General features: G+C 45.3%; 23 protein-coding genes. 8 read left to right on the plus strand and 15 right to left on the minus strand.

Going from position 1 to position 26,982, the window contains the following annotated elements; all coding sequences use genetic code 11:
* Nucleotides 1–8 precede the first annotated feature (8 nt).
* Together ACYQ2C_RS14305 and ACYQ2C_RS14310 are read right to left on the minus strand one after the other, a co-directional pair.
* Nucleotides 9–617, minus strand: coding sequence for a c-type cytochrome (locus ACYQ2C_RS14305; protein ID WP_460103733.1), 609 nt, complete (start codon nt 615–617; stop codon nt 9–11).
* A gap of 25 nt (nt 618–642) precedes the next feature.
* Nucleotides 643–2,205 carry a flavin monoamine oxidase family protein gene (locus ACYQ2C_RS14310; RefSeq protein WP_460047569.1) on the minus strand — a complete coding sequence of 521 codons (1,563 nt, stop codon included), beginning with the start codon at nt 2,203–2,205 and terminating at the stop codon, nt 643–645.
* Nucleotides 2,206–2,797: 592 nt separating this feature from the next.
* On the opposite strand from ACYQ2C_RS14310, the gene ACYQ2C_RS14315 reads away from it, so the two are divergent.
* Nucleotides 2,798–3,217 (plus strand): hypothetical protein, encoded by a 420-nt coding sequence (locus tag ACYQ2C_RS14315; RefSeq protein ID WP_460103730.1) that lies wholly within the window; start codon nt 2,798–2,800, stop codon nt 3,215–3,217.
* A 293-nt stretch (nt 3,218–3,510) separates the two neighbouring features.
* Nucleotides 3,511–3,822 (plus strand): ribosome assembly RNA-binding protein YhbY, encoded by a 312-nt coding sequence (gene yhbY / locus ACYQ2C_RS14320; RefSeq protein WP_460047566.1) that lies wholly within the window; start codon nt 3,511–3,513, stop codon nt 3,820–3,822.
* A gap of 145 nt (nt 3,823–3,967) precedes the next feature.
* Here yhbY and greA read toward each other — a convergent pair whose 3' ends face one another.
* From greA to grpE, 8 genes are all read right to left on the minus strand, one after another.
* Nucleotides 3,968–4,444: a transcription elongation factor GreA gene (gene greA / locus ACYQ2C_RS14325; RefSeq protein ID WP_460103727.1), complete on the minus strand. Its 477-nt coding sequence runs from the start codon at nt 4,442–4,444 to the stop codon at nt 3,968–3,970.
* A gap of 53 nt (nt 4,445–4,497) precedes the next feature.
* Entirely contained in the window at nt 4,498–7,713 is a 3,216-nt protein-coding gene (carB, locus tag ACYQ2C_RS14330) for a carbamoyl-phosphate synthase large subunit (RefSeq protein ID WP_460103725.1), read from the minus strand.
* Nucleotides 7,714–7,829: 116 nt separating this feature from the next.
* Nucleotides 7,830–8,969 carry a glutamine-hydrolyzing carbamoyl-phosphate synthase small subunit gene (gene carA / locus ACYQ2C_RS14335; RefSeq protein ID WP_460047560.1) on the minus strand — a complete coding sequence of 380 codons (1,140 nt, stop codon included), beginning with the start codon at nt 8,967–8,969 and terminating at the stop codon, nt 7,830–7,832.
* Nucleotides 8,970–9,589: 620 nt separating this feature from the next.
* Entirely contained in the window at nt 9,590–11,122 is a 1,533-nt protein-coding gene (locus ACYQ2C_RS14340) for a methyl-accepting chemotaxis protein (protein ID WP_460103722.1), read from the minus strand.
* A 787-nt stretch (nt 11,123–11,909) separates the two neighbouring features.
* Nucleotides 11,910–12,725 carry a 4-hydroxy-tetrahydrodipicolinate reductase gene (dapB, locus tag ACYQ2C_RS14345; RefSeq protein WP_460047556.1) on the minus strand — a complete coding sequence of 272 codons (816 nt, stop codon included), beginning with the start codon at nt 12,723–12,725 and terminating at the stop codon, nt 11,910–11,912.
* A 15-nt stretch (nt 12,726–12,740) separates the two neighbouring features.
* Nucleotides 12,741–13,859: a molecular chaperone DnaJ gene (gene dnaJ, locus ACYQ2C_RS14350; protein WP_460047554.1), complete on the minus strand. Its 1,119-nt coding sequence runs from the start codon at nt 13,857–13,859 to the stop codon at nt 12,741–12,743.
* Between the two features lie 233 nt (nt 13,860–14,092).
* On the minus strand, nt 14,093–16,015 hold the full coding sequence (dnaK, locus tag ACYQ2C_RS14355) for a molecular chaperone DnaK (protein WP_460103719.1): 1,923 nt from the start codon (nt 16,013–16,015) through the stop codon (nt 14,093–14,095).
* Nucleotides 16,016–16,172: 157 nt separating this feature from the next.
* The gene (grpE, locus tag ACYQ2C_RS14360; protein ID WP_460047550.1) at nt 16,173–16,745 is read right to left on the minus strand and encodes a nucleotide exchange factor GrpE; all 573 of its coding nucleotides are present in this window, start codon (nt 16,743–16,745) and stop codon (nt 16,173–16,175) included.
* Between the two features lie 294 nt (nt 16,746–17,039).
* Here grpE and recN point away from each other — a divergent pair, with 294 nt between their 5' ends.
* Complete coding sequence (gene recN, locus ACYQ2C_RS14365) at nt 17,040–18,707, plus strand: DNA repair protein RecN (RefSeq protein ID WP_460103717.1); 1,668 nt, start codon at nt 17,040–17,042, stop codon at nt 18,705–18,707.
* 27 nt (nt 18,708–18,734) lie between these two features.
* Here the strand turns inward: recN and fur are convergent, their stop codons facing one another.
* Nucleotides 18,735–19,142: a ferric iron uptake transcriptional regulator gene (gene fur / locus ACYQ2C_RS14370; protein ID WP_460047634.1), complete on the minus strand. Its 408-nt coding sequence runs from the start codon at nt 19,140–19,142 to the stop codon at nt 18,735–18,737.
* A gap of 75 nt (nt 19,143–19,217) precedes the next feature.
* Here fur and ACYQ2C_RS14375 point away from each other — a divergent pair, with 75 nt between their 5' ends.
* Nucleotides 19,218–19,655 carry an outer membrane protein assembly factor BamE gene (locus ACYQ2C_RS14375; protein ID WP_460047547.1) on the plus strand — a complete coding sequence of 146 codons (438 nt, stop codon included), beginning with the start codon at nt 19,218–19,220 and terminating at the stop codon, nt 19,653–19,655.
* A gap of 566 nt (nt 19,656–20,221) precedes the next feature.
* Here ACYQ2C_RS14375 and ACYQ2C_RS14380 read toward each other — a convergent pair.
* Complete coding sequence (locus ACYQ2C_RS14380) at nt 20,222–20,548, minus strand: RnfH family protein (protein ID WP_460047545.1); 327 nt, start codon at nt 20,546–20,548, stop codon at nt 20,222–20,224.
* Between the two features lie 62 nt (nt 20,549–20,610).
* A complete protein-coding gene (locus ACYQ2C_RS14385) occupies nt 20,611–21,042 on the minus strand; it encodes a type II toxin-antitoxin system RatA family toxin (protein WP_460047543.1) in 432 nt (143 codons plus the stop codon).
* 411 nt (nt 21,043–21,453) lie between these two features.
* On the opposite strand from ACYQ2C_RS14385, the gene ACYQ2C_RS14390 reads away from it, so the two are divergent.
* Together ACYQ2C_RS14390 and ACYQ2C_RS14395 are read left to right on the plus strand one after the other, a co-directional pair.
* Nucleotides 21,454–22,875 (plus strand): sodium-dependent transporter, encoded by a 1,422-nt coding sequence (locus tag ACYQ2C_RS14390; protein WP_460103713.1) that lies wholly within the window; start codon nt 21,454–21,456, stop codon nt 22,873–22,875.
* A gap of 55 nt (nt 22,876–22,930) precedes the next feature.
* A complete protein-coding gene (locus ACYQ2C_RS14395) occupies nt 22,931–24,277 on the plus strand; it encodes a sodium-dependent transporter (RefSeq protein ID WP_460103710.1) in 1,347 nt (448 codons plus the stop codon).
* Nucleotides 24,278–24,414: 137 nt separating this feature from the next.
* Here the strand turns inward: ACYQ2C_RS14395 and ACYQ2C_RS14400 are convergent, their stop codons facing one another.
* On the minus strand, nt 24,415–25,317 hold the full coding sequence (locus ACYQ2C_RS14400; RefSeq protein ID WP_460103708.1) for a DMT family transporter: 903 nt from the start codon (nt 25,315–25,317) through the stop codon (nt 24,415–24,417).
* A gap of 197 nt (nt 25,318–25,514) precedes the next feature.
* Between ACYQ2C_RS14400 and smpB the strand changes: the two genes are divergently transcribed.
* The gene (gene smpB / locus ACYQ2C_RS14405; protein WP_460047538.1) at nt 25,515–25,994 is read left to right on the plus strand and encodes an SsrA-binding protein SmpB; all 480 of its coding nucleotides are present in this window, start codon (nt 25,515–25,517) and stop codon (nt 25,992–25,994) included.
* Nucleotides 25,995–26,127: 133 nt separating this feature from the next.
* Nucleotides 26,128–26,580, plus strand: a complete 453-nt coding sequence (locus ACYQ2C_RS14410) for a hypothetical protein (protein ID WP_460047536.1) — start codon at nt 26,128–26,130, stop codon at nt 26,578–26,580.
* A 114-nt stretch (nt 26,581–26,694) separates the two neighbouring features.
* On the opposite strand, the gene ACYQ2C_RS14415 is transcribed toward ACYQ2C_RS14410, so the two are convergent.
* On the minus strand, nt 26,695–26,841 hold the full coding sequence (locus ACYQ2C_RS14415; RefSeq protein WP_460103704.1) for a hypothetical protein: 147 nt from the start codon (nt 26,839–26,841) through the stop codon (nt 26,695–26,697).
* Nucleotides 26,842–26,982: the final 141 nt, after the last annotated feature.

Here is a 26,982-nt window from a genome sequence, read left to right on the forward strand (position 1 = left end):
TATTGAATTTATAAGGTGGAAATGTACGCAACAATATTATCGATATCGTGTTCGCCACTAAGTCCTTTTGCTGCTTGTGCCATTGACGCCCCTTTTGAATCTTCGGGATGGCTACCGCGAATACCGTCTCGATAGTTAATTAATTGCTGCTTTAAATACCAATCATTTTGGATTGCCAAACTTGGCGCTCCCAGCAATTTATTGCCATCGGCTTTGCCGCCATGACAAGCCTTGCATGCAGAATAAAGCTTTTCGCCAGCTTCAACATCTCCGGTAACCGTAGCGCTGGTAGATGTTGGCACTGGTAACGATGCAACAAATTTTGCGGCTGCACTGATTTCTTTTTCAGACATTCCCGCTGCAACGGGATACATTTCGGTGCCCGGTACGTCTTGCGGATGTTTACCACGCCATTCTTTTTTAAAGCTAGTGAGCTGTTTACTCACATACCAAGATTGCAAGCCTGCAATTGCTGGAGCCTTGGTGCTACTGTTACCACGCAACATGGTACCGTGACAGACCGTACAAACTTGATACTGTTCAGGAATAACTTCTAATTTTTCTGCGCCTGCCATTGTCGATGCCGCTACCAATACCGCGCCAGATACTAATTTCATTACAAACTTCATTGAATCGACTCTCTTAAGCGTTTAGTTCGGTAACCAAATTACTGAAATGCGCTAGGGCATTGTGTGCAGAGGCCAAGGCGCCCTCTTGCCAACCAGAATGTCGAGACACCTGATCACCAATCATAAAGTGGCGACCAACTGGCTTGCCCAAAATGGCTAATACCTCGTCTTCTTTACCTTCAGGTAAGCGCGCGCTGCATCCCATCATGTGATTCATTCGTGCCCACATAACGCTTGCACCGGCTTCAATGTAGCTGGAGTAATTTTTATGGATCTTGTCACCAGCTGCGGCTGCCATAGACAAACGATCTTCTAGATCCATGGCTTCGATTTCCATGGCCTCAGAATCTACCCAAGAGTAAGCACCCAGCATCACACCTTTTTCGGTATTGATATCGTGCGACGGATACCAAAGCTGGCGAACTTTTTGGTTGGTGTAGCTGATCCCACCGTAAATGCCTTCATCTTCCCAGAAACGTTTCTTCATTTGGAAAGCAATCTTAAACAAATGACCTCGACCAATACTGCCTAGAGCCTGCGCGTATTCAGACGGCAAATTGTTGTCGATACCATTCATGAGGTGAGCAGGAATATTATTGAAACAATAATCGGCTTCTAAGGTTTTAATTTGGCCTTCATGTTGGAAGCTAATTTTTACGCCGCTATCGGTAGTCTGCACAGACTGTACTTGCGCTTTCAATAAAATTGGCGATTTGATGGCTCGTTTGAAACCTTCCACTACTTGATCCATACCGCCAATGGGCTCCATAACAGGTGCCGCCCAATCATAGGGCTCACTCGCCATAACAGCCGAGCGCCACGTCTCAGATTGGAGCATTTCTTTGAAGTCTAAAACATCGTTGGTTTCAACATGTTCAAGCATTCGATCGCGCTTAGAACCTGCACGTTCGGTGCCTTGATAAATGCCGGTATCCGCTAGATCACCGTACATTTTTGAAAAGCCAGAAAGGCGTTCTATGTCTTCTTTTGATAATTCTTTGTCGAACGCACCTGCTTTAACGCCTTTTTCAACGAGCTCTGACATAAAGCCGCGAGTATCGGAAATAATTTGCCCAATACGAATAGGCTTACCGCCAAAGGCGTTGGTGTCGTGGCAGTAGGCCAAACGGCTTTCGTTGGCACGAACATGAAGAGGCACACCCAGTGTTTTACAGTAACCTAAAAGGCGTCGGTGATGCCCAGGAATCCTGGCGGGACCGGTGTTGAAATACAGATTAGGGTCTTTATCAAACTTACAGTAATTAGGACGACCCAATTCATCAATAAGATCGCCGGAACGAAGCGTTAAATTACGACCGCCAACACGGTGAGAGGCGTCTAAAATTGTGCACTCATAACCGGCTTTTTCGAGTTCGTAGGCACAACATAAACCCGCAATACCGCCGCCCAAAATCAATACTTTCTTTTTATTCCCGGTAGCCGGTTTTAAATTAAGTGGCGCGCCTTGCGCAGGAGCAGCCACCAAGCCAAGCGCATACGCCGTGTTATAAACTGCCGTAGTGCCGCCAATTGATGCCATCAAAAGCAGTAATTTCCGCCGAGACAAGTTTTTCATACTACCGCTACCTATCCATTTACTTACGATTATTCTGAGCGCGGTCTCAAGCAAATAACAGTCCGCATAAATTATGAATGACTGCGACAAAGCACCGCAGCCTTAAAATTAATTAACCTTGTGTAAAATTAAGTAATTATTCGAAAATTCATTGGGTGATTTAAACTAACTGTTTTTTAAGATTGCGTTTTTCTAGCCAATAAATACTTAAAAATTGCTGTATTTTAAAGCGATTACGGATTTTACCGCTGTCAAAATAATCAATTTTTTGGATTGCTAACTACAAACATTTAAAGCATTTATTTTTTACTAACTGCGCAACAAAAACAGTGTGTTTACAAATAGCACCGGAATTTTTACTGCTCGAATACAGTTATACTGTAAAGCTAGACGAACAGTACCCATCTTTCATGCTAATTTCTTGTGCATTTATCCAAAAGCTGTGAATTTCTCGTGTGCAAAAAAATCGCGTAACCGCTCATGACACTTTTTTATAGATGAAGGCAGATTGCACATTGTGTCCATATTTAGTCCTCATTTGTTCTTGATACTGCATCCTACAACTTAAGAGCAAATCCATGAGGAACCTACTATGAAAACATCGCTTAAAGTTCTAGTTGCTTCTGTAACCATCGCTATGACCGCAACGGTTTTTGCCAGCGGAAAAGATCATTTCTTCAAAAAACCAATGGGTGAAGAATTCACCGCGGAAAGACAAGCCCTAGTGGATGGTCTAGCCGTTGATGATTCAACCAAAACGGCATTGAAGACGCTTATTGAAAACCATGACCAACAGTTCTCTACGTTAATGACGGAACATCATGCGGCCATGAAAAATCTTCGTAATCAATACGACGCCGATTTAGATGCACTATTGACCGAAGAGCAAAAAGACCAGTTTCAACAAGCCATGCATGAATTGAAACGCGAAAAAATGCACGAATTCCGCAAGTCTCATCACAAGTTTAAGCGCGGTGAGGACGAAGAAGGTGAGTATTCTGAAGAGCGTTAATCGCTCACTATTTTAGAGTTGCACGGCGTATTAGATCTGGATAGCAACATATTAGAAACAAGGGCTATCCAGCTCTACCAGCGATGGCCGGGCATTTAATCTAAATTCACATTTGATCCCAAAACTTAGTGTCTTTTCATTACACACTGCGACATTCGTCGAAGGGATTCATACACGTTTAAATGTCGCAGACTTTTTCTTCTGAGATAGCATTTGGCAAACAGACTTTGATCGATTTATCGCGCATTTTCGGCTAAACTTCCGGCGTTGATACCGTCAGTTTGGAAAATTTCATGTCCTTAGACACAGATACAAAAAAACAATACCGTAGTATTGGTCACTCATTAAAACCGGTTGTTATTATTGCTGGAAACGGCATCAGTGAAGGTGTTCTTGATGAACTCTTTCGCGCACTTCGCGACCACGAATTGATTAAGGTGAAAATTGCCATTGAAGACCGAGAGGTTCGCAAGGCCGTCGCCCAAGAAATCATTGCACAAACCTCTGCTGAAATTGTGCAAGAAATTGGCAAGGTTGTGCTGTTGTTCAAAAAAGCCAGCAAACCGAATCCAAAACTAACCAATTTACGTTTCAAAGTTCAGTAGACTTAAAGATCTCTCTCAAGAGACAGCAAAAAATTCGGATTTGAAAATTTGCAATCTGAATAAGTTTGCAACGCGGTTATGAGTTAAATAGCCTAAAACAAAAAAACCAGCTAAACGCTGGTTTTTTTAGGTCACATACAATTATTTATATATAACGTACGTCTTCAATTTCGTATTCAACGACACCACCAGGTGTGCGAATGGCAACGATATCGCCAACCTCTTTACCAATTAAACCACGCGCAATGGGTGAATTTACCGAAATCTTATTCGCTTTTACGTCGGCTTCGTCGTCACCAACAATTTTATAGGTTGTTACTGCGTCGTTATCGGTATTGATGATGTCTACCGTTACACCAAAAATTACTTTATCGCTTGCTGGTAGCTTGCTGATATCAATAATTTGCGCGTTACTTAATTTCGCTTCGATTTCTTGAATACGACCTTCACAAAAACCTTGCTGTTCGCGAGCGGCATGATATTCGGCATTTTCTTTTAAATCACCGTGTTCACGCGCTTCTGCGATTGCAGCAACAATTCGTGGACGGTCAACTTTCTTTAACTGCTCAAGCTCGACTTCGAGGGCTTTTGCACCCTCGACAGTCATTGGAATTTTAATCATTGTTTTCCTTGCAAATAATTCTGTGTGAAATTTAGGTTACACCCAATAGCCACTTATATTTGTGCGTGGAGATCCTGAAGGCGGCGAACAACGGTTTCACGTGTGTTACGCAACGCATTACATACGGCCAAAGCTCCCGCTAAGGTCGTGGTGTAATACACCGAATGAGCCTCAGCGTTGCGGCGTATATCGGCCGAATCACGGATGGCTTGTTTACCTTCGGTGGTATTCACAATCAGATCTATTTCGTCGTTTTTAATAAGATCAACAATGTTAGGGCGCGCTTGATTAACCTTATTAACTTTGGTTACCTCTAAGCCCTCTGCTTCAATTAAGCTTGCAGTTCCGGGCGTAGCAACCAATTTAAAACCAAGCTCAGACAGCTCTTTAGCAACCTGTGCAATTCTTGGTTTGTCGAAATCACGCACACTCAAAAATGCGGTACCGCTGCTTGGAATGGCATCGCCAGCGCCCTTTTGCGCTTTTGCGTAGGCTTCAGCGAAGGTATCACCCACACCCATAACTTCACCGGTGGATTTCATTTCTGGACCCAAGATTGGGTCTACCGCCGGGAATTTGTTGAAGGGGAATACCGCTTCTTTAACGCTGTAATACGGAGGAATAATTTCCTCGGTAAAACCTTGCGATTCCAAACTTTGGCCCGCCTGACAACGAGCGGCAACCTTCGCTAACGAAACACCAATACACTTAGAAACAAACGGTACGGTTCTAGACGCGCGAGGGTTCACCTCGATGACATAAATCTCACCACCTTGATACGCAAGCTGCACGTTCATCAAACCAACAACGCCCAACTCTAGCGCCATGCGACGAACCTGTTCGCGCATTTGATCTTGTACATCGCTTGGCAATGAATAAGGTGGCAATGAGCACGCAGAATCACCGGAGTGAACGCCGCATTGCTCAATGTGCTGCATAATGGCTCCAATAACGACGACTTCGCCATCAGATACCGCATCGATATCTACTTCAATGGCTGCATTTAAGAAGTGATCTAAGAGTACTGGCGCATCATCGGAAACCTGCACCGCTTCGCGCATGTAGGTTTTCAGTTCGGATTCTTTGTAAACAATTTCCATCGCACGTCCGCCCAACACGTAAGAAGGGCGAACCACCAACGGATAACCCACAGCGTCTGCTTTGCGCAATGCTTCATCAAGAGTGCGCACAATTGCGTTGGAGGGCTGTTTTAAGCCTAAACGTTCGATCATTTGTTGGAATCGCTCACGATCTTCGGCGCGATCGATGGCCTCTGGTGGCGTACCGATAATAGGTACACCTTCCGCTTCAAGTGCGCAGGCTAACTTCAACGGTGTTTGACCACCAAACTGAACGATAACGCCTTTTGGCTTCTCTTTGTGAACGATTTCGAGAACATCTTCCAAAGTCACCGGCTCGAAATACAAGCGATCAGAAGTGTCGTAATCGGTAGAAACGGTTTCTGGATTACAGTTAACCATAATGGTTTCGTAACCATCATCGCGCATGGCCAGAGCTGCGTGAACACAACAATAGTCAAATTCGATACCCTGACCAATGCGGTTTGGACCGCCCCCAAGAACCATGATCTTGTCACGATCACTTGGGTTCGATTCACACTCTTCTTCGTAGGTGGAATACATGTAAGCGGTAGAAGTACTGAACTCGGCCGCGCAGGTATCAACACGTTTGTAGGTTGGCATTACGCCCAATTTACGACGTTGACCACGAATGGCTTTTTCGGTGACGCCAAGCAATCCTGCCAAACGTTTATCGGAGAAACCTTTACGCTTTAAATAAAGCATGGCTTGGACGTCGATTTCCGCAAAAGGCTTGCTGGCAAGCTGCGCTTCAATTTGTACTAATTCTTCGATTTGCACCAAGAACCAAGGATCAATCTTAGATGCTTGATAAACCTCATCAACACTCATGCCCGCACGGAAGGCATCAGCCACTACCCAAATTCGGTTTGCGCCCGGTGAACTTAAATCACGGTTGATTTGCTCTTGCGCGTCATCGGCTTCTAAATCGACACGCGGCTCAAACCCCGCTGAACCAACTTCAAGACCGCGTAAGGCTTTTTGTAAAGATTCTTGGAAGGTACGACCAATCGCCATAACCTCACCCACAGACTTCATCTGAGTGGTTAAACGTGCGTCGGCCTCGCCAAATTTCTCGAAGGTAAAACGTGGAATCTTAGTAACAACATAATCAATAGAAGGCTCGAACGATGCTGGAGTCGCGCCGCCGGTGATGTCGTTTTTCAACTCGTCTAGGGTGTAACCCACCGCCAATTTAGCGGCGATCTTAGCGATTGGGAAACCGGTCGCCTTAGACGCCAGTGCTGAAGATCGAGATACACGAGGGTTCATCTCGATAACCACCAAGCGGCCGTTTTCTGGGTTCACCGCAAACTGAACGTTAGAGCCGCCGGTTTCAACACCAATCTCACGCAGTACCGCCAGAGAGGCGTCACGCATGATTTGTAATTCTTTGTCGGTCAGGGTTTGCGCGGGTGCTACAGTAATGGAGTCACCGGTGTGCACACCCATTGGATCGAAGTTTTCGATGGAGCAAACGATAATGCAGTTGTCGTTCTTATCACGCACAACTTCCATTTCATATTCTTTCCAACCGAGCAATGATTCATCGATCAAAAGCTCGTTGGTGGGCGATAGGTCCAGACCACGCACACAAATCTGCTCGAACTCTTCCCAGTTGTAAGCGATACCGCCGCCGGAACCACCCATGGTGAAAGACGGGCGAATAATCACCGGAAAGCCTAAGCGCTTTGGTACGTGCATGGCTTCTTCTAAGGTGTGCACAATCTCTGCTTTTGCGCACTCCAAACCAATGCGCTTCATGGCTTGGTCGAATAGATTGCGGTCTTCGGCCTTATGAATGGCTTCGTAGTTAGCGCCAATGAGCTCCACGCCGAACTCTTTCAGTACGCCGTTTTCATGTAGATCTAGCGCACAGTTCAACGCAGTTTGGCCACCCATGGTTGGCAGAATCGCATCTGGGCGCTCTTTTTCAACGATTTTCGCAACCGTCTGCCACTCAATCGGCTCAATATAGGTGGCGTCGGCCATGGATGGATCGGTCATGATGGTCGCAGGATTAGAGTTGACCAAAATAACGCGGTAGCCTTCTTCACGCAGCGCTTTACAGGCTTGAGCACCGGAATAGTCAAATTCACAGGCCTGACCGATTACGATAGGTCCGGCACCAATGATGAGAATACTTTGGAGGTCTGATCTTTTTGGCATGGCAAACGTCTTGTGTCTCTTAGCGCCGCCCACAAAGTGGGCAGCTTGGAATTCTAGTCTCAGAAAATACAAGCAGACTCATTGTCTACTTAGCTCAAGTCTTGGCAGTCTATGCCTCAACCCTTTGCAGCGTTCATCTTGTCGATGAACTGATCGAACAACGGTGCTAAATCGTGTGGGCCTGGACTGGCTTCTGGATGACCCTGGAAACTGAATGCGGGAAATTCAGTGCTGGCAATACCCTGTAAAGTGCCATCGAATAACGACTTATGCGTTACCGTCACATTGGCGGGCAAACTGGACTCGTCCACAGCAAAACCATGGTTTTGCGAGGTAATCATCACGCGCCCAGTTTTTAGATCTTGAACTGGATGGTTACCGCCGTGGTGGCCGAATTTCATTTTTACGGTTTTAGCGCCGCAGGCAAGACCTAATAATTGATGGCCTAAACAAATACCAAAAATTGGAACATTTTTGGTCAATAAGGTTTTGATCGCTTCAATGGCGTAATCGCAGGGTTCTGGATCACCGGGGCCGTTGGAAAGAAAAATGCCGTCTGGATTTAAGGCCAACACATCTTCAGCAGAAGTTTTGGCAGGCACTACGGTGATATCACAACCGCGCTCTGCCAACATGCGCAGAATATTGCGCTTCACACCAAAATCGTAGGCAACAACTTTAAAGGTCGATTCTGTATTTTGGTTGTGTCCTTCACCGAGAGTCCACACACCTTCACGCCACGGATAAGCGTTCTTGGTGGTGACTTCTTTTGCCAAATCCATTCCTTTAAGACCGGCAAATTCACGCGCTTGCGCTAAAGCGTGGTCTGCATCGATATCACCAGCCATTAAGCAGCCATTTTGGGCGCCTTTGTCGCGTAAAATACGGGTAAGTCTGCGAGTATCTATATCACAAATACCAAGAATATTACGTTCTTTTAGGTAGGTATCGAGGTTGGTTTGGTTTCGAAAATTGCTAGCCAACAAGGGCAAGTCACGAATCACTAAACCAGAACACCAAATCTGCTCACACTCTTCGTCTTCACTGTTGGTACCCACGTTGCCGATGTGTGGATAAGTCAAAGTGACAATTTGGCGAGCATAGGATGGATCAGTAAGAATCTCTTGATATCCAGTAATCGAAGTGTTGAAAACCACTTCCCCTACAGAAACACCTTCTGCACCGATGGATCTACCACGAAAAATACTGCCATCTTCGAGAACAAGAAGGGCGGGTTTTAATTCCCCAAAAAACAAAGCTGCCTCCTAACTTACTGATCTGTATTGAAGCCTGTTAAACATGGTGCCACCAATACAGAATTAGCACCGCGTATTTCTCTCATGTGCAATGGTCTAAACAGCTTTGTAACAACCGTTTATTTACCAAAATTTTAGATGTCTATTTTTTTGCCGAGCAATACCGCCACGCAAAAGCACGGTGATCGCAAAATGTCTGGGAAATCTTAGCTGGAAGTTGATGCCGTTGCCTCAGGTCCCATTGTGCTGCACAAACTGGAGTTTCGCAGAATGTGAAAAGCACTTACAAAAAAGCGAGATAAAGCCATTTGCTCCACCTCGCTTTTGATATTCAGGGCGATATCACTTCAACTAACCTTTAAGCTGCCAACTTTTACTGACTCCAGCTTATCAACCGTGTTTTGAAGGAGTTTGTTGGAGGTATTTCTACCTAAATTCGTTAACTCCAGCATTCAATAACAACTTTTTGATAAGCGATACACTCACGGTAACAAGCCACAGCATTCAACGCATCTCAATTAACGGCGCATTTTATTGAATCACCCGCGGGTTGTCCATGTTAGTGGACGGCTATTTTTTGACTTACTGTGCTAATTTTACGTAAAACGTAAATTCAAACACTAAATTCGAAACTGTTGAACGATCTTAGTCATGCTTGAAGACAAGCTGGCCAATTCCGCCGAACTTTCCGAAATTTGTCGCGCACCACCCGCCGCCGACTTAATCACTGAAGATATATTTTGCATATTGGATTCAATTTCGCGCGTTGCGGCACTTTGTTCTTCTGCGGCACTGGCGACCTGCTCGGTCTTCGATTTGATAGAACTAACCCCGGCGGTAATGGCTTCCAGTGAACGTCCGGCGGCGTCGGCCTGTGAAACAGATTCCTTCGCCTGGTTAGTACCCTTGCTCATCATAGAAACCGCTTCACGGGCTCCTGTTTGCAAGCGTTCAATCATTTCTTGAATTTCTTGGGTAGAACTTTGTGTGCGTGATGCTAAGGTTCTGACCTCATCGGCTACAACGGCAAAACCTCGTCCTTGCTCACCAGCGCGGGCTGCCTCGATGGCCGCGTTTAGTGCCAAAAGATTGGTCTGCTCGGCAATACCACGAATAACATCAAGTACTGAACCTATGTTATCGGTCTCTTGACGCAGCCGATCAATCACATCGGAAGCGTTGTTAATATCACTGGCAAGACTTTCAATTTGGCGCATGGCGTTAAATACCACTTGCCGACCATTTGAAGCTTCTCTATCGGCCTGTTCAGCATTTTCGGCAGTCTCAGCCACATTTTGCGAAACGTCGGCGACTACGCTAGCCATTTCTCGAATGGCATTTGCCACCTGTTGCACTTCAGATTGCTGACGCCCAACACCGCGTTCAGTTTCTGCGGTAGAGCTCATTAACATTTGCGAAGCTGACTCTAATCGGTTTGCGGTAGACGAAAAATCGCTAACGATACTGTGAATACGCTGGATAAAAATATTAAACCAATGACCAATTTCACCAATCTGATCGTTGGAATTAATCTCAATGCGTTTAGTAAGATCACCTTGCCCCTCGGCCATATCACGCAAGGCATCAACCACCTGAGAGAGAGTCCCTGCCACCGAGTTACTGACAAACATCGCCACACCCACGGAAATTGCAGCGATTACCGCCACCAAGATAAAACCTTGAGCAACTGACTCAGACAACAACTCTCCTAACTCAGAATGATCGAAAGCAACATACAGGCTGCCAACGATATTGCCGCCATTCAAGATCGATCGATTAATCACATACTCGCTATTACGCTGGAACACACCAAGCTCGTTGGACGCGCCCGGAGGCATTTGCGCACCGAACCCATTCTTAGTTGACCAGTGGACCGGCTTACCAGAGGTATCGTATAAAACCACCGCGTTAACCGTTGGACTATTTGTCGCAGCAACGAATTCCTGTTTAATACCGTCAATGTCTCCTTCAGCTACCTCAAGAGAGAGTGCATCATTCAATATTTCGAATAAAGACTCACTGTCGGAAATAATCGCTTTTTCCAACACAGCATTATGAGACTGAACTTGTAACCACGCGGAGACAATGACTGCGAGCACGCTGGTGAGTGTAATACCAAGAGTGATTTTTAATTTTAGTGAGAGATTTCCCATATAACGATGCGCCTCTAACATGCCAAATACTCAAGAAATTTATCTTGAGTTCTAATCAAGCAATACAAGTAACTGGTTTATGCAATATGTATCGCCTACAAACGTAATTACTTGAGTGATTGCACACTTTAGATTAGTCGTGAAATAGAGAATCTCAAAAATTCCATGACAGAAATTTGAGTGGCCAAGAAAACTTTAGGAAACCCTGATTAACACGCTGATGATTTAATCAGAGCACAGAAATAGAAAACTCGATGGCCAATTTCTTCACCATTTCAATCACTTAATGTTCTTGAAATTAGCGACGCTTCCTTAGATTGGTAAAAACCCTGGTTTAATTAAAGTTTTCTCTCATTAAAAATTTGATGAGTTATTTACTGGGATCAGACAGACATCGACGATTTAAAAACGATGATTAAAGCAAGTTCTGCCAATTTAAAGGCTTAAACGCGGTTACATCGGTGTTGAAGTCACTTTTCAGTTAGAGATATAAAACAGCTAGCGACAAACAAAATGAAGAGTAAAAAATATAAAAAGAATCTAAGAAAAAAATCGAGCGCATAAAGCAAAGCACTTATTACTAAAAAAACTTATTGCTAAAAATAAGTACTTTGCCAAATTACAAATGATTCTTGTCTAGGAACTTCTGATTAACTCATCCATAACTTAATCAGAAGACAGAAATGGATCATACAACTTCCAGCTTCTTAACAATTTCTATTGTTGACAGCCTTTGAAATGAACAGCTCATCCTTGAGTAACAGGAGACTCTAAATTAATTGGAGGATTAATTAGAGTTTCTTATGCCTAAAACATCCTGCATGTTGTAAAGACCTGGAGGTTGCTTGGCAAGCCAAACAGCCGCTCGTACGGCGCCGTGCGCAAACGCCATTCGGCTCGATGCCTTATGCGTAATTTCAACACGTTCACCATCGGCCAAAAACATGACGGTGTGATCACCAATAATGTCGCCACCACGAATGGTCGAAAAACCGATGGTATCTTTTCGTCTAGCTCCGGTAATACCTTCACGGGCAAATACCGCGAACTCGCTAAACTCTAAATTACGCGCTTTGGCGACTACTTGCCCCATAGCCAACGCCGTTCCCGAAGGCGCATCTACCTTGTGGCGGTGATGGGCTTCGACTATTTCGATATCAATGTCTTCGCCCATCGACTTAGAAGCCATTTCTAGCAACTTCAGCGTAATATTGAGTCCGGTACTGTAGTTGGCCGACAAGCAAATAGGCGCTCTCGTGGAAAGCTCTTTTAATACTTCGCGATCGGCATCACTAAATCCGGTAGTACCAATCACCATGGCTTTACCAAGATCGGCACAAACTTCTGCATTGGCAATGGTGGCGCTTGGCGTGGAGAAATCAATTAAGGCATTGGCTCTGCCCATGACCGAAATCAGCTCGCTCAACAGAGGTACACCCAACCGACCCAAACCGGCTATTTCACCTGCATCTTTGCCCATATCCGATGAACCCGGACGAACAATTGCGGCGGACAAATTAACGGTTTTGTCTGAATGTACAGCCTGTACCAGCATTTTACCCATGCGCCCGGTTGCACCGGTAATTGCGATATTTGTTGTCATAAACCCTCCGCGTACTTACAGCTTCATATCGCCGAAGAAATTTTTCATTCCTTCAAACCAGCTACTTTGTTTTGGGCTGTGTTTGTCGCCTTCGACTAGGCCCTGAAACTCACGCAGTAGCTCTTTTTGTTTGCTCGAAAGGTTTACGGGGGTTTCAACCAACACTCGGCACATCAAATCTCCGGTTGCACCACCGCGCACCGGAACAACACCTTTGCCACGCAAACGGAATAATTTTCCGGTTTGAGTACCTTCGGGTATCTTCAATTTTACGCGCCCATCCAGAGTAGGAACTTCAATCTCACCACCCAATGCCGCATCCACAAAACCAATCGGTACTTCACAGTATAGATTGTTTCCTTCACGCTCGAAGATTGGATGTTGGCGAATCGACATTTGTACGTACAAATCACCGGATGGACCACCATCAGCGCCCGCTTCGCCTTCACCAGCGAGACGAATTCGATCGCCAGAATCAACGCCAGCAGGCACTTTTACCGAGAGAGTTTTGGTTTCTTCAACGCGTCCCTGACCGTGACAGCTATTACAAGGATCTGAAATGATTTTGCCGCTGCCGCGACAGTTCGGACAGGTTTGCTGAACCGAGAAAAAGCCTTGCTGCATTCTCACCTGACCATGACCACCACAGGTGGTACAGGTTTTGGGCGAAGAACCTTTTTTGGCACCGGAACCATCACAAGTACTACAAGAAACCAAAGTTGGCACTTTGATCTTCACCGTAGTACCGCGCACGGCATCTTCCAAATCGAGATCTAGGGTATAGCGAAGGTCTGAGCCTCGCGCTGGACCTCCACGACCACCGCGCCCGCCACCAAAGATATCGCCAAAAACATCGCCAAAGATGTCACTGAAGTTACTGTAACCACCACCGGCGCCGCCAGCGCTGTTATCCACACCGGCGTGTCCGTATTGATCGTAAGCAGCACGTTTTTGCGCATCCGAAAGCACTTCGTATGCTTCGGAAGCTTCTTTGAACTTGTCTTCAGCAGCAGCGTCGTCGGGATTGCGGTCCGGGTGGTATTTCATTGCCACGCGGCGGTAAGCTTTTTTCAGATCTTTTTCAGAGACGCTTTTGTCTACGCCAAGAATTTCGTAATAATCACGTTTAGACATGGAGTTTGTATTCTGCGTGGTGTTTGGGTTGGTAGATACCTCAGCAACCAGTGATCTCACTCAGATTACGTCGTTGAGGCGCTAAATATTAGGTTCTATCAGAACCTATCAAAACCAACGATTAGCATAGGCTGGCTTTGAGTAAAAAATAGAGGTCTTTTACAAACACCAAACGCGGGCATGCCCGCGTTGGTGAATAACTGCTGCGTCGAAGTTGGCTGTCGCCAAACGACTTACTTTTTGTCGTCTTTAACTTCTTCGAACTCAGCGTCAACAACGCCATCGTCGGCTTTGTTGTCAGTGGTGCCAGAACCTGCCTGGCCACCCTGCTGCGCCGTCTGCTCTGCGTACATTTTTTGTGCAAGAGAACCAGAGGCCTCGGTAAGCTTGGCCGTCGCTGCTTCCATTGCCGCTTTGTCATCACCTTTAACTGCGGTTTCTGCTTCAGCGATGGCTGCTTCGATGGCAGATTTTTCGTCTGCGGTCGCTTTATCACCGGCTTCGGTCAAAGTCTTACGCGTTGCACTGATCAAACCATCCAATTGGTTGCGAGCGGTGACCAAAGCTTCGAAGGCTTTATCAGCTTCGGCGTTAGCTTCAGCGTCGCGTACCATTTTTTCGATTTCATCATCACTCAAGCCAGAAGACGCTTTAATAACGATCGATTGTTCTTTACCGGTCGCCTTGTCTTTCGCGCTTACGTTCAAAATACCGTTAGCGTCGATGTCGAAGGTTACTTCGATTTGCGGCATACCACGTGGCGCTGGCGGAATGTCGGCCAAATCAAAACGACCCAACGATTTGTTTTGTGCCGCTTGTTTACGCTCACCTTGAACGACGTGAATGGTTACCGCAGTTTGGTTGTCGTCAGCGGTTGAGAACACTTGTGATTTCTTAGTTGGAATCGTGGTGTTTTTCTCAATCAATGGCGTAGCAACGCCACCCATGGTTTCAATACCAAGAGTCAATGGAGTTACGTCAAGCAACAATACGTCTTTAACTTCACCGGACAGTACCGCACCTTGAATTGCCGCACCCATTGCAACAGCTTCGTCTGGGTTCACGTCACGACGCGCTTCTTTACCAAAGAACTCTGCAACTTTCGCTTGCACCAAAGGCATACGAGTTTGACCACCGACCAAAATAACGTCGTCAATCTGAGAAGTTGAAAGGTCTGCGTCTTCAAGCGCTTGTTTCACTGGCGCAAGAGAATTAATCACAAGATCTTCTACCAAAGACTCAAGCTTGGCGCGAGTCAACTTAACCACCAAGTGCTTTGGACCGGTCGCATCAGCAGTGATGTACGGTAGGTTCACTTCGGTTTGTTGGCTTGAAGACAATTCGATCTTAGCTTTCTCAGCCGCTTCTTTTAAACGCTGTAACGCTAGTGGATCGTTGTGTAGATCGATACCGTTAGACTTTTTGAATTCTGCGGCCAAATATTCGATCAAGCGTAGGTCGAAGTCTTCACCACCCAAGAAAGTATCACCGTTGGTCGCCAATACTTCGAATTGGTGCTCGCCGTCTACGTCGGCAATTTCAATGATCGAAATATCGAAGGTACCACCACCCAAGTCGTAAACCGCAATGGTGCGATCGCCTTTGGCTTTATCCATACCGTAAGCAAGTGCTGCTGCGGTTGGTTCGTTGATGATACGTTTTACTTCAAGACCCGCAATTTTACCGGCGTCTTTAGTTGCTTGACGTTGGCTATCGTTGAAGTAAGCAGGAACGGTAATTACCGCTTCTGTTACAGGCTCACCCAAATAATCTTCGGCCGTTTTTTTCATTTTTTTCAAAACTTCAGCCGAAATTTGTGGTGGTGCTTTTTTGTCGCCTTTGGCTTCAACCCATGCGTCGCCGTTATCGGCAGCAACGATTTTGTAAGGCACCATAGAAATATCTTTTTGCACTACGCCATCGGTAAATTTACGACCGATTAAACGTTTTACCGCAAACAAGGTATTGGTTGGGTTGGTTACAGCTTGGCGCTTAGCGCTTTGTCCTACTAAAACTTCATTGTCGTCGGTGAATGCAACAATTGATGGCGTGGTGCGATCACCTTCGGAGTTTTCAATTACTTTAGCTTTGTCACCTTCAAGCACACTCACACAAGAGTTGGTTGTACCCAGGTCGATACCAATAATTTTGGCCATCTGTTATCTCCAAAAAATTTTTTACTTTAACTTTTACAGTATTTGTTCGTTGAGCTTGTGTTGGCGCTCGGGCATTTTTGCTTGTTGTCTATATTGGCGCGGGCAAATTTATTTCAAGACTAAAAACGCTAAGAAATTTGTGTTTATTTCTAAAGATTTACGCTTTAGAAACAACAACCATCGCCGGGCGCACCAAGCGGCCATGCAAGGTGTAGCCCTTTTGGAACACATTAATTACGGTGTTTGGCTCTACGTCTGGGTTTTCAACCATCGCCATGGCTTGGTGAAGGTTTGGATCAAACGGCTGGCCGTGTGGATCAACAATCTCAAGATTATTATTTGCCAAAGCATCGGTTAGGGTTTTAAGCGTTAACTCGACACCTTCTAACAAAGGTTTTGACGCTTCATCGTTAGATTCAAACGACTGCACGGCACGCTCTAAATTATCTGCAACGTTAAGCATGTCTTTAGCAAATTTCTCAACGGCAAATTTATGGGCTTTTTCAACGTCTTGCTCACTGCGACGGCGAACATTGAGAATTTCTGCCTGCGCACGCAAAACGTCGTCTTTTGCCATTGCCAATTGCGCTTCAAGTTCTTCGACACGCGCTTGCATTTCGTCACCTGAAGATTGTGCTGCGCTCTCTTCGGTTTGCTCAGAGGCGAGTTCAACTTCTGGGTTTAAGATTTCTTCTTGTTCTTGAGAAGTGGTTTTTTCTTCGTTAGACACCTGACACTCCGATATCTGAGAGGATTAAAGTTTTAATCGATGAATGCCCCTAATATGGGGACAGGGCTTGCCGCTTCAAGGGCAAATAGCCATGCAAAATGCATTTGTTTTGCGAAAATTTGCAGTCTTGTACATCGATGTTCTTCAATGCAGAAATATTGTTAAAACCTTTTAAGTCTTTGCGCTACGTTTAATAGCGGGGTCAATCGCTAGTAGCAAATCAGCAATTGAGGTATAAAACGCTCATCGTTTTTCGGGATTTCCCGAGTTCAATTCTTAAAGGAAGGTTGTTTTGTGTTAACGCACTTGAGCATCCAAAACTTCACCCTCGTCGATAAGCTTGATTTAGAGCTGCACGAAGGGATGACGGCATTAACCGGCGAAACCGGTGCAGGTAAATCCATTATGCTCGACGCCCTAGGCTTGGCTTTGGGCGATAGAGGCGACGGCGAAAAAGTACGCGAAGGTTCTGCCAAAGCAGAAATCACCGCGACCTTTGATGTGAGCAAAACGCCGGATGCTAAAGCTTGGTTGAAAGAGCTGGATATCGACAGCGACAACGAGTGTATTTTTCGTCGCGTTATCACCAGTGAAGGGCGTTCTCGCGGCTACATCAACGGTCAACCGGCCACCATGAGCCAGCTGCGTGAACTGGGCGATATGCTGATCGACATTCACAGCCAGCACGAGCACCAATCGCTACTGCGAAAAGATACTCACCGACTTTTGCTCGACGCCTACGGCGGTCACATCACTCTAGCCGAACAAACCCAAGAAGCGTTTGGTCGCTGGAAAGCTCTGCGCGCCAAGCTCGATCAACTGTTACAAGCCAGCGAAGAAATCGCTAACCGACAACAACTGCTGCAATTTCAGGTAGAAGAACTGGATCTTATTGACCTGAAAAGCGGTGAGCTTAAAGAATTAGAACAGCAACAAAAGCAACTCGCCAATGCCGAGTCGCATCTTCTCACCTGCCAACAGGTGATGGAGTTGTGCAGCGGTGACGAGCAAGGCTTAGAGACCCAAATTCACCACGCACTTACGCAGCTCAACAAGATTGATATCGACCACACTGCTATCAAAGAAGCGGTTGAGCTACTCACCAGCGCCGAAATTCAAATCCAAGAAGCGTCACACGCGGTATCGCATTTTGTCGATGCCACCGGTGTTGATCCGGCAAAGCTCGAAGAAATCGAACAGCGCCTTTCGGATATTTATCAATGTGCGCGAAAACATCGCGTGCACCCAACCGAACTCATCGAGCTGCATGAGAAGCTGCAAGAAGAACTGGATAACCTCGCCAGTATCGAAAAGCTCGCCGAACTCGAAACCCAAGAAATTCAACTGCGCGATACCTTTTTTGCCCTCGCCCAAGACCTTACCAAGGCACGCGAGCAAAGCTCAGCAAAACTGAGTAAAGCCGTTAACGCGCAACTCAAGAAGCTTTCCATGGCCAACGCGCGCTTTGCCGTCACGCTGCATGATCAGCACGAACAGCCATCCAGTCACGGATTAGAAAGCGTAGAGTTTTTAATCAGCACCAATCCCGGCAGCGAACCGAAATCTCTGGCCAAAATAGCCTCCGGTGGCGAACTGTCGCGCATCAGCTTGGCCATTGTGGTGGTTGCCGCGAAAACCTCGCGTATTCCAACCTTGGTATTTGACGAAGTGGACGTAGGCATTGGCGGCGCTACCGCCGATGTTGTCGGCGCACTATTAAGAACTTTAGGCAAACGCGGCCAAGTAATTTGCGTAACTCATCTTGGACAGGTTGCCGCTAAAGCACACCACCACCTACAAGTTGAGAAGCAATTAGGCAAAAAGCAGGTTTCGAGCCGATTGAGAACACTGGAAGGGGAAGAAAAGATTCTGGAGATTGCCAGAATGATTGGCGGCGAACTTACTGATCAATCACTCGCTCACGCCAAAGAAATGCTAGAGAGGTCTGAGGTCTTGAATTGATGCTCACTGAGCATCAATTTGTGTGACTCAGTTTTTCTTACGAACGTACAAAACTAAGCTGTGACCTGTTAACTCGTATCCGTACTTCTCAGCAATTTGCTCTTGGAGGTGTTCGATTTCTTCACTGTGGAATTCTAGAACCTCGCCGGTGTTTACACAGACCATGTGGTCGTGATGATCACCGCGATCCAATTCAAACACCGAATGACCGCCATCAAAGTTATGACGCTCAACAAGACCTGCGCTTTCGAATTGAGTTAACACACGGTATACCGTCGCCAAGCCAACGTCTTCGCCCGACTCCATTAAAGATTTGAACACATCTTCAGCACTTAGGTGACGTTGCTCAGAAGACTCTAAGATCTGTAGGATCTTCACCCTCGGCAAAGTGACTTTTAAGCCTGCCTTTCTAAGTTCGTGATTTTCCACGTTAATTTTATCTCCGAGTCTATCCAGATTTGCGACAAATCAGTATTATCCCCGTTCATTTTCCAATGGGGAAGCCCTGATATGCAAAAAACAATACGTCTGATTTTAATTACGTCACTGATTGGGGTTTTTAGCGGCTGCTCGTACTTAAAATTTCCTGGCGTATACAAAATTGTCATTCAACAAGGCAATGTAATTACCCAAGAGATGATCGACAAACTTGAGCCGGGCATGACCCGCCGACAAGTACGCTTTGTTATGGGCACACCATTAATTGATGACCCTTTCGCACAAGACCGATGGGATTACTTTTACAGCTACACCAACCAAAAAGGTAAAGTATTCACACGTAATGTGACAGTAATCTTTTTAGATGACAAATTAGAACACTTAATTGCCAGCGACGAATTTAACCTTCCTCCAGCTTTTGGCGGCGAACCAGCACCTGAAGAAGCCACAGAGGATACAGAAGTAACGTCTGAGACACAAAGTGAATTAGAAGAATCTGTTGACGAATAACCCTGTATTTACAGGGTTATTTATCGCTAACCCATAAAAATTCGTTATTTTTAGCCTTAGTTTTTCTCTGTTTATTAGCCGTTATTCATTTTCGCTTTGTCTAAAAGCCGCAATATAAATCACGTTACACAAACGTTCTTGCGGCTTTATAAAACGCCTGCCTTAGCGACCCTTTTCTGATTACTACAAAAAACTCCTTACAAAAAAACCTTAGCCAACAGAACTCAAAATACACGGCTAACAAATTTTTCCGAAAGACACAAAGAAAACTCCAGCTAATCTAGATTCTCTAACGACACTAAAAAGTACTACCAATCTCAAAAGCTGTAAGTGATTGAATTTGTGAAGAAATTAGAAATTGCGCGTTCAATACTAGCCCGCCGATTAAATCACGGTTGATTGAATGAGAGTTTCCCAGAAGTTATTAGAAATTCCGACTCAAACACCTTCACAATTTCAGTAACTATTGATTATCGAAATTGACGATATAAACAAATAGGCGAGATCGAATGCGTTTGCAGGGCAAAAATTTACGGTAAAGAAAACCCTGAGTTGCTCAGAGCTTTCTAATCTTTTTCGGCGTCGTTTTTAGCGGCGCGACGGCGGCGGGCTTCTTTAGGATCGGATTTTAGCGGGCGATAAATTTCAACGCGATCACCACTTTCTAACACTTGTTCTTGAGGTGATTTTAGTCCCTTAACACCCAGCGCCTGACCAAAAATACCCATTTTTGCCGTCGCTAAATCAATTTCGGGAAATTCATTAACAATACCCGAACGCACAACCGCTTCCATAGCAGTTGTACCCTGCTCAACATCAATCGCTATGATTTGCTGTTTGTGTGGCAGCGCATAAGCCACTTCTACCGTAATGGTATTTTTACCACCTTCCATCAAAATCTCCGCTGTACATAGATCAACCAAACAATGTTGATTAGCCAAACAATGTTTTGCTACTAACCATAAATCTGTTTGGCGCGCTTACACAAAGCATCTACCTGATCGTTGGCAACGCTTTCAAAAAACTTACCGGCGGCCATGGCGATCAGTTTATTTTTAAACTCAAATTCTAGACGTAAATGAACCTTACAAGCGTGAGCCTCTAAAGCTGTAAAGCTCCAAAAGCCGCGAAAATATTTAAACGGGCCATCCACCAATTCTAGGTTGATACTGTCTGGCTCAATCATGGTATTACGTGTTGTAAACGCTTGGCTGATTTTGCCTTTGCCCAATTCCAAACTGGCGACCACAAAATCTTCACCACTTTCGAGAATTTTTGCCGAACGACAGCCATCCATAAATTGTGGATAACTTTCGATGTTTTTAACCAAATCAAACATCTGGTGATTGGAATAACCGACCAAAGCCGACTTTTCTACCTTTGTCACAACACTTCCTGATTTTTAATTCGAATATCAAACCAAAGCTCACGCCAAACCAATAAGCAAGTACTCACTCAGCGGCAAATAACGATTAACCAGACAATACTGGCGGCTTTTGTGACTTCTTTCGTCACTTAGGGAGTCGCGATTGTAGAGACCCAAACCTTAAATGCCAAGCTCGACGCCAAAGTGGCATTTGGGCACGGTAAGCATAATAGGTTCGCAAACAGCGCTTAAAAATCTATAGCCTAATAATTGGTAGAAAGGTTTTTAAGCCTGAACAACTAGCTCGCAACGACAGAATACAACGACAGGAAAGCGCGCAATTTAACGGCTTTTGCACTACGACAAAACGGTGCAAAGTTGCTAGTATGCGCCGCTTTCTTATGCCATCCATTAAAATTTGAACAGATAACTATGGTTACAAACTCAAGGGAGCACTTCGGCTCACGCATTGGATTTATTCTCGCCGCCGCAGGCTCCGCTGTGGGCATTGGCAACTTGGTGGGTTTTCCCGTCAACGCTGCTAAGAATGGCGGTGCAGCGTTTTTGTTTATTTACGCCATCTTTGTATTTTTAATTTGCGTTCCAGTCATGATGGCAGAACTCTCTGCCGGACGCGCAAGCCAGCGCGGGCCAATAGGCACATACAAACACTTCGCGCCCAACAACAAACTTTGGCACCTGCCCGGCATTCTCGCGATTATCACACCGTTTATGATCACCGTTTTTTATACGGTGCTGACCATTTGGATTTTTGGTTATCTGGTCGAAATCCTAACCGGTAATCTCGCCGCCATGACCAACGGCGATTACTTTGGCAATTTTATTAATTCAAAAATACTGTTCGGCTACTTATTAGTCGTTGCCATATTTGTTGGCGTTACCTTATTTTCGGGTGTGCAAAACGGTATTGAGCGCGGCGCCAAAATTATGATGCCGGCGCTATTTTTTATGCTCATCGCTCTGGTAATTTTTATCTTAACCCGCGATAACGCCTTGGCCGGTGTGCGCTATTACCTAGTGCCTGATTTCTCAAAAATTAATGCCTCGGTCATCAACGGCGCCATGTCACAGGCGTTTTTCTCTTTGTCATTAGGCATGGGAATTCTAGTCACCTACGGCTCGTATATGGAGCGCTTCGAGAATATCGCCAATTCCGCCAAAATGGTGGCTTTTGCCGATACCGCTGTCGCTTTCACGGCGGGCTTATTGGTTCTACCGGCAATTTTCTCGTTTAATCCAAACACCAATACCGAAGAACTCTCTAGCTCATCTGTTTCGCTGATCTTCACCTTTTTGCCGCAAATCTTTTTAGCCATGCAAGATTCCATTGGCTACCTTGGCGCCAGTGCTGTCGCAGCGATATTTTTTACCTTGGTATTTTTCGCAGCGCTTACCTCACTCATTTCCATTATCGAAGTACCCGTTGCTGCTGCCATTGATCAACTTTGCGTAAGCCGTACCAAAGCCGTAACCAGTGTCGGTCTTGCGATTATTGTCGCCAGCATTAGCTGTTTCGTATCCTTTGGTATGGTGGAGTTTTTCACCAAATTCACCTACTACGGCGGCGCTGATAAATCCTTCTTCGATGTTATTCTAGACGTGTTCTACGATACCGTTTTACCACTCAACGGCTTCTTGATTTGTATTTTTGTGGTTTACAAGTGGGGCAAAAATAACCTTTCCAAAGAAATTAGCGATGGTGCACCCGAGTACGAAAACTCGTTCTTACAAAAGTACTTGAATCTTGCTTTGGGAACCTTTATTCCGTTGATTTTGATACTGGTATTTATCAATACCGTATTAACCAAATACTTTTCAATATCGCTGATATAAACCAAAGACCATAAAACATTCACCACAACAATAACCCTAAGATACGAGTATTTTCATGGCTTCACGGGAACAATTTTCATCCAAAACTGGTTTTATTATGGCAGCGGCAGGCTCTGCCATTGGCCTTGGAAATATTTGGGGGTTTCCAACTCAAACCGCCAGTAATGGCGGCGCGGCGTTTGTGGTGGTGTATTTTATTTTGGCTTACTGCATGGCCTATCCGGCCTTAATGGCAGAATTGGTGATTGGCCGTCACTCTAAAAGTAATATTGTTACCGCATTAAAAGGTATTTCCGGTGATCGCGGTGCACCTTGGTTTGGTGTATTGGTGGGTATTTATGGCGTTGTTGTTGCCAGCTTAATTTTAAGTTTTTACGCCATTGTTGCTGGATGGATGCTGTCTTATTTAAGCGAGTCTGTCTTCAATATTGTTGGTATTACCCAGTACAACGCTTGGTTTACCGAGTTTTCTTTCTCGCGCAATTTTGTGTTTTTAGCAGTATTTATGGCACTGACCATGTTCGTGATTTCTCGCGGTGTAACCGCGGGTATTGAACGCTGGTCAACTCGTTTAATGCCATTACTGTTTGTTTTATTGGTCGCGCTGATTATTTACGTGCTTACCCAAAAAGGCGCCAGCGAAGGCTTAAAAGTTTATTTATTGCCAGACTTTAATCAACTCAGCCCAAAACTTATTCTCGATGCCATGGGCCAAGCGTTCTTCTCGTTATCGCTCGGCGTAGGCACCATGCTGATTTACGGCTCGTATTTAAGCGAAAAAGAAAACCTACCCAAACTCGGCGCCATTGTAACCTTTACCGACTCTGGTATTGCTTTTGTTGCAGGGCTGTTAATTATTCCGGCCATATTTGTGGCTCAAGAACACGGCACCACCATTTTTACCGAAACCGGCAGCCTAATCGCAGGGCCAGATTTAATCTTCCAAGTGTTGCCAACCTTGTTTGAATCCATGGGTTCTGTGGGTGTGTTTGTAGCCTTCGCGTTTTTCTTGTTGATGTCGATTGCAGCACTGACTTCCAGTATTTCAATGCTTGAAGTACCGGTATCGCTTACCACCGAAGAAACCAGCATGAAACGCCCAATGGCGACACTGATTATTGGCAGCGCGATTTTTGTCATCTCAATTATTATTCTGCTGAACTTTGGCGCCCTGTTTGGACTGGTTATCGACTTTACCACCGTCTACAGCCAACCTGTTTTGGGTATTTTACTGTGCGTATTTGTCGGCTGGATTTGGCACCGCAATCACGTCTTAAAAGCCATAAAAAGCGGTATGAACGACGCGGAGAATTCTTTCTTTTGGAAAATATGGCCCATGTACGTGCGCTTTATTTGCCCGCTATTAATTTTGGCAAACTTTGTACAAAGCCTTCGCGGCTAAAAGAAATCTGCTTTTAGAAATAGATAGTTAGAAAAGACAACGTTAGAAAAGAAAACGTCAGAAAAGACAATGAAAGAAGCCTCTGATTAAATCACAGTTAAGTGAATCAGAGGCTTCTATTAATCGCAACACAATCCTCAACGGCCAGAATTCGCCGGCCGCATCACCAATACTACGCCCAACACAATCAACACAGCGCCAATAAAGAAAGCCGCGCTTAAGGTTTCGCCCAATAAAAAATACGCGTAGGTTGCGCCAAATAATGGAATAAACAGCGGAATGGTTGAGGTAATTAACGGCGGTAAAAATCGCGACGATAACGCAAAACCCAAAGTCGGCACGGCGGTAGAAACCAAACCCAAAGCAATCATTAACAGCACCGTGCGCGTGCTAATTTCTGCATTCAATTCACTATTCACACTGCCCGTTGCCAAGGCCACAATCACCAAACCCAAAGCACCAAAAGCAAAAGTCATGGCAGAAACGCTGCTGGATTCTGGCGCCTTACCTTTTGCACCTAAACGCTGGTAAAAAAACGCATAAAACGCGGTAATTGCCGCCGAACCCAAGGCAAAGGTGTAACCCACAAAACGCGTTTTTGCGATGGCCAAATTGCTTAACTGCGGCCACGCCATAACCGCCATGCCCACAAATGCCACCGCTGCACCCACAAAATGCAAGCGCGGAATAGGCTCTTTGCAAAACCATTTAATGATCAGCACAAAAATCGGTGGCGTGCACATAATCAGAGTAATTTCGGCCACCGTTGCCAATTGAAACGCGGTTGTGGCAAAGAGGTAATAACCCACAAACATCAATGCAAACACATAAGCCACAGGTTGCTTAAGCGACGCAAATAAGCGTGTGCGCGTTTGTTTAACCAATAGCAACACCGGCACAACAATGGCCGCAGCAATGAGCAAGCGGCTTGCGGTAATCACAAACGGCGAGATGGGCGGCAACAACCGCACAAACACACCGGTACCACCCCAGGTGAGTGATGTTAAGGCCGCAACCGCCAATGCTTGATTATATTTCATACTGCAAAAGCCTCTACCAATACGCTAAACCCAACAAAACCAACACGCTCAAATGCACACGCATCAGCCAAATATTTGGCTTTACAGAGACTTGCAAATAAACATTCAAAAATTACGGCAATATAATCGCGAATCACTACAAAATAACGCACAGCGCTATTTCATCCGCAGCGAATAAGCCGCTATAATCCGCCGCTATGGCAAATAATGCAAAAAAGAAAAAGTCGGGCAGCAACACCATTGCCCAAAACAGACGTGCACGTTTCGATTTTCACATAGAAGAAAAATTTGAAGCGGGCCTTGCCCTGCAAGGTTGGGAAGTAAAAAGCCTGCGCGAAGGCAAAGGCCAATTAACCGACAGCTACGTGATCTTCAAAAACGACGAAGCATGGCTTTTGGGTTCGCAAATTCAACCCTTACTTTCGGCGTCTACCCATTTTGTAACCGACCCCAGCCGCACCCGCAAACTGCTGATGCACCGCAAAGAAATCAGCAAGCTGCAAGAAGCCACTGAGCAAAAAGGCCACACCATTGTTGCCCTATCGCTGTATTGGAAACATCACATGGTGAAGTGTGAAGTGGCCATTGCCAAGGGTAAAAAAATGCACGATAAGCGCGATACCGAAAAACAGCGCGATTGGGATCGCCAAAAATCCCGCGTGTTACGCGCCCGCTAAACCCCACACCCGCACCTGAAACCCCATCATAACCACTTAGTGATTAGAACTAACTGATGAGACTGGGTTATCTTGGACATCATCAGAACTTCCGATACACTCAATGCACAATAAAAATGTGTTGGGTGTTCTCATGACCGCTGGTAAAAAATATCGTTTCGCTTCTGTTTTGCTCTTAAGCGTTTTGTCTTACTCATTCAACGCAACTGCCGCAGACGAAAACAAACAAAATAACGCCGCCGGTGCTGCCCTACAAACCTGTAGAGTTATTCACACAGATGCAGAGCGCCTAGAATGCTACGACCGAGTGGCAAAACAATTTGCGCCGCCTACCTACAAAGGCAAACTCAGTTCCGTTACCGATCTGTTTAAACTCGACGCACCACATCGTTTACGCTACCGAAGCTACGGTTTTATTTTTGTGCTGTATGTGCTCGATGCCGATAAAAATATCGTACAAAACATACACCTTGGTGGCACCGGCGAAGACGAATACATTATTGAAGCACCAGGCACCTATTCGTTACAAATCGACGGCAGCGCCGGATGGGAAATTTGGTTAGAGCCTTTGGATACGCCTAACTAAACACATAGCGTTTAGCTGAAGAATTCACGAAAAGAATTACAAACTCAAAGATTCGTAGCTCAGGGAATTGGCTGCGAATTTTTGTTTTTGAATGTATAAATCTCGCAGTTCTCGTTATGCATCTTCGTAAGTAAGCAATAAATCTTGAATCTCAGCACCATCAGATAGAGTCTCAGACCTTAACAGCCCTTCTAAATAAGCAATTTCCTTCTTTACTGCTTGCAAAGACATCAACACAGTAGCAATTGAAATACTATCCATTTTCTTTTCTCTTTTGAGCCTGAGTATTTGTAGCCAATTTCAAAAACGGCAACTGATTTAAATTGTCGCGGTTTCAGATAATAAGTGCAATTGGTAGTTGAGAGGCCAGCTGGTAGAGTCAGCACCTCTCCCGACCAAGAG

It is taken from the genome of Sessilibacter sp. MAH3 (genome assembly GCF_054658275.1).

What these genes read in the sequence shown, in the direction of transcription:
- dapB (WP_460047556.1), bottom strand. Translation starts at nt 12,725, where the DNA reads ATGACAACAAATATCGCAATTACCGGTGCAACCGGGCGCATGGGTAAA.
- ACYQ2C_RS14305 (WP_460103733.1), bottom strand. Translation starts at nt 617, where the DNA reads ATGAAATTAGTATCTGGCGCGGTATTGGTAGCGGCATCGACAATGGCA.
- yhbY (WP_460047566.1), top strand. Translation starts at nt 3,511, where the DNA reads ATGTCCTTAGACACAGATACAAAAAAACAATACCGTAGTATTGGTCAC.
- ACYQ2C_RS14310 (WP_460047569.1), bottom strand. Translation starts at nt 2,205, where the DNA reads ATGAAAAACTTGTCTCGGCGGAAATTACTGCTTTTGATGGCATCAATT.
- dnaJ (WP_460047554.1), bottom strand. Translation starts at nt 13,859, where the DNA reads ATGTCTAAACGTGATTATTACGAAATTCTTGGCGTAGACAAAAGCGTC.
- ACYQ2C_RS14395 (WP_460103710.1), top strand. Translation starts at nt 22,931, where the DNA reads ATGGCTTCACGGGAACAATTTTCATCCAAAACTGGTTTTATTATGGCA.
- ACYQ2C_RS14380 (WP_460047545.1), bottom strand. Translation starts at nt 20,548, where the DNA reads ATGGAAGGTGGTAAAAATACCATTACGGTAGAAGTGGCTTATGCGCTG.
- smpB (WP_460047538.1), top strand. Translation starts at nt 25,515, where the DNA reads ATGGCAAATAATGCAAAAAAGAAAAAGTCGGGCAGCAACACCATTGCC.
- ACYQ2C_RS14340 (WP_460103722.1), bottom strand. Translation starts at nt 11,122, where the DNA reads ATGGGAAATCTCTCACTAAAATTAAAAATCACTCTTGGTATTACACTC.
- ACYQ2C_RS14390 (WP_460103713.1), top strand. Translation starts at nt 21,454, where the DNA reads ATGGTTACAAACTCAAGGGAGCACTTCGGCTCACGCATTGGATTTATT.
- dnaK (WP_460103719.1), bottom strand. Translation starts at nt 16,015, where the DNA reads ATGGCCAAAATTATTGGTATCGACCTGGGTACAACCAACTCTTGTGTG.
- carB (WP_460103725.1), bottom strand. Translation starts at nt 7,713, where the DNA reads ATGCCAAAAAGATCAGACCTCCAAAGTATTCTCATCATTGGTGCCGGA.
- ACYQ2C_RS14375 (WP_460047547.1), top strand. Translation starts at nt 19,218, where the DNA reads ATGCAAAAAACAATACGTCTGATTTTAATTACGTCACTGATTGGGGTT.
- ACYQ2C_RS14410 (WP_460047536.1), top strand. Translation starts at nt 26,128, where the DNA reads ATGACCGCTGGTAAAAAATATCGTTTCGCTTCTGTTTTGCTCTTAAGC.
- greA (WP_460103727.1), bottom strand. Translation starts at nt 4,444, where the DNA reads ATGATTAAAATTCCAATGACTGTCGAGGGTGCAAAAGCCCTCGAAGTC.
- ACYQ2C_RS14315 (WP_460103730.1), top strand. Translation starts at nt 2,798, where the DNA reads ATGAAAACATCGCTTAAAGTTCTAGTTGCTTCTGTAACCATCGCTATG.
- ACYQ2C_RS14400 (WP_460103708.1), bottom strand. Translation starts at nt 25,317, where the DNA reads ATGAAATATAATCAAGCATTGGCGGTTGCGGCCTTAACATCACTCACC.
- ACYQ2C_RS14415 (WP_460103704.1), bottom strand. Translation starts at nt 26,841, where the DNA reads ATGGATAGTATTTCAATTGCTACTGTGTTGATGTCTTTGCAAGCAGTA.